This is a genomic window from Mycobacterium sp., from assembly GCF_052144515.1.
Taxonomy (GTDB): domain Bacteria; phylum Actinomycetota; class Actinomycetes; order Mycobacteriales; family Mycobacteriaceae; genus Mycobacterium.
This window is the reverse complement of sequence record NZ_JBKQQD010000486.1, coordinates 1-2,501: the sequence shown is the minus strand read 5'-3', so window position 1 is coordinate 2,501 and position 2,501 is coordinate 1. Positions and strand designations below refer to the sequence as shown.

The 2,501-nt window shown below is 66.8% G+C and carries 3 protein-coding genes; 1 reads left to right on the top strand and 2 read right to left on the bottom strand.

What is annotated here, in order from left to right; translation table 11 throughout:
- Positions 1-177: 177 nt before the first annotated feature.
- A complete protein-coding gene (locus ACLP9N_RS32890; RefSeq protein WP_442411309.1) occupies positions 178-1,926 on the bottom strand; it encodes an IS1634 family transposase in 1,749 nt (582 codons plus the stop codon).
- A 24-nt stretch (positions 1,927-1,950) separates the two neighbouring features.
- Here ACLP9N_RS32890 and ACLP9N_RS32885 point away from each other — a divergent pair, with 24 nt between their 5' ends.
- Positions 1,951-2,322 carry a DUF6788 family protein gene (locus ACLP9N_RS32885; protein WP_442411308.1) on the top strand — a complete coding sequence of 124 codons (372 nt, stop codon included), beginning with the start codon at positions 1,951-1,953 and terminating at the stop codon, positions 2,320-2,322.
- On the opposite strand, the gene ACLP9N_RS32880 is transcribed toward ACLP9N_RS32885, so the two are convergent.
- The coding region (locus tag ACLP9N_RS32880) for a hypothetical protein (protein ID WP_442411307.1) at positions 2,319-2,501 on the bottom strand (183 nt) is incomplete at its 5' end. The genes ACLP9N_RS32885 and ACLP9N_RS32880 overlap by 4 nt on opposite strands.

The window sequence follows — 2,501 nt, the reverse complement described above, 5'->3', positions numbered from 1 at the left end:
TGCATCTCGCGGATGTCTTTCGGCGGCGGTGCATCGAGCTGCCGGGCGGTTTGCATAGGCCGTACTGGGTAGATGACCCGAGGTGAACAGATACTTGCGCATTCCCAGGGGATGCGGAACGCTATATCTGACTTTCCGCACTTCTCGGATCCGTTTTGTCGTCTCTGACAAGCTGGGTCAGCCGGTGTAGACAGAGCGTGGGATTTCGAGCAGGTCGAGCATGAGGGCTTGTAGCTCGGTGAGTTCGGGCTGGAAGGTCTGCACGAGTTGGCCGTGTTGGTCGGTGAGGTGGTGGCGGGCCAGCCCGGTGAAGATGTCCAGGACGCGCGCGGCGGTGGGCGCGGTGCAGGCGCGGTCTTCGGGGTAGAGCGAGAGTTGTTTTATCCCTGTGGTTTTCATTGCTTGCCGGATGTGGCGTTCGATGAGTGCGTGGATCAGCATGGCGATGAAGTGGCAGCACAGTAGCGCTTCGATGCGGGCGGGGTCGTGCAGGAACATCGGCGCGACCAGGTGGGTGCCTTTCAGTTGGGCGTGGCGTTTTTCCAGGTTGGGCTGGTACTTGTAGGCGGCGAGCAGCTCGGCGCCGGTCATGCCGGGGTCGTTGCTGATCAGCGGGTAGCAGCCGTCGGAGGCGGCGTCGCGCGCGACCTGGGTCTCGTCGACGGTGTAGGTGAGGCGGTGGCGGGGGCGGCTGGTTTTGCGGTAGCGGGTGTCGGCTCCGGGGCGGCCACGTTTGTCCTGCCGGAACCGTTGATCGAGGTGTTCTTCGACGCTGAAGGTGATCCAGCGGGCGGCGCCGATGCGTTCGAGCGCGGCGGCGGCGGCCTGCTCGACCGCGACCGTGGTTTTCATCCGGGTCTTGGGTGAGGCCAGCCGCTGGTTGAGCTCGTCGAGCGCGGCGGTGCCGCGGGCGATCCGATCGGCGCGCGCCTGGGCGTCATAGGCGGTCTTGGCCGAGGAGCGGACCCAGACCACCCGGTAACCCTCGGCCGAACACCACGGCGCCTCGGCGACCTGCCACACGTCGTCGGGATCGTCGAGTCGAGCGCCCCGCCGCCGCGCGGCCTGCACCCAGTTGGGCTCATGGTCGACGACCCAGTGCCGAAACGCCTTGTCCTCCTTGCGGGAAGCGGGCAGCACCGACACGAACCTGCCCCGGTTGCGGTGGATGTGGTCCATGGTGTCGCGGGTGGCCAGCTTGCAGTCAGCCACGTACAGGAAATCCGTGCGGCCCAGCAACGCGACCAGATGATCCCAGGTGTCGACGTGGGTGACGTCGTCGCTGGTGTTGCCGTCGACCACGCGGTGCGCCAGCGGCACCGCCCCGTCCGCGGTCACGGTGAGGATCCACACCAGCTGCTTGAGGTCGGGGCGATGATCCTTGTTGTGCCCGAAGGTGATCGCCGCGGTCGGCTTACCGCCCCGGACGCGCCCGTCGGCGCCCGCGTAGCGGCCGGTGACGGTGACGCTGGTGGAGTCGTTGTGCAGCTGCGAGCAGTCGATGCCGAACCGCGCGACGGCGTCGAGCACCAGCCGGGTCAACAGCGAGGCCCGGTCGGCGTCGAACAGCCGGGCCAGCATCCGACCCACCCGATCGTCGTTGAGCAGCCCGGCCTGCCCGTCGGCCAGCCCGAGCGGCACCGGGTCGAACGGCTCCGCCCACCGCCCCAGCGCATACACCGGCTCGCGGGCCAGCACCAGGTTGCGCACCACTACCCCGATCGCCGTCGCGGGCGCCAGCTTCAGCCGCGCATCGTCATGCGGCACAAACGCCTCCACCAACTCGCCCAGCCCGAGCCGCGCGCAGAACCAGTCGATCACCGGCAGCGCACCCAACTGCCGGGTCACCAGCCGATACGGCCCGCCCGGCGCCGGCGGGCTCACGCCGCGTCGCGGCGACTGGCGCGGTCCGGTCCTTGCTCCCACATCCTTCAACGTATACGCTGAAGGATGATGGACGGACACCGACACGCCGACCCACCCGAAACCCGCGTCGACCCCGACCTGCGCGCCGCCCAGCAGCGCATTACCTCCGGGCTCGCCGCAATCGACTGGGCGCTGCCCGGCAGCATCGTCGAACGCAGGATGCGCTGCGGCAAACGCCGCTGCCGCTGCAAGAACGAGCCGCCGGAACTACACGGCCCCTACATCCAATGGACCCGCACCGTCGACGGCAAGACCGTCACCAAACTGCTCACCCCCGAACAACTCTCGCGCTACCAGCCCTGGCTCGACAACGCCGCCCGGCTCCGCACCCTCGTCACCGAACTCGAAGCTCTCACCGTCCGAGCCATCAAACATGCTGAAGGATGGAGCCCCTAAAAGCCGATCGAGAAGTGCGGAAAGTCAGCTATATGGGCAGGCAGGGTCAAACTCTGAAGGATGTCTCCAAGCATCGACGGAAATGGGTAGTCGTCATGGCATTCAATAACCTGGGAAGTTATCATCTCGCGAATGGGGCAAAGGTCACGATCGCGGTCCAGTTCGATAATTACGCCGAC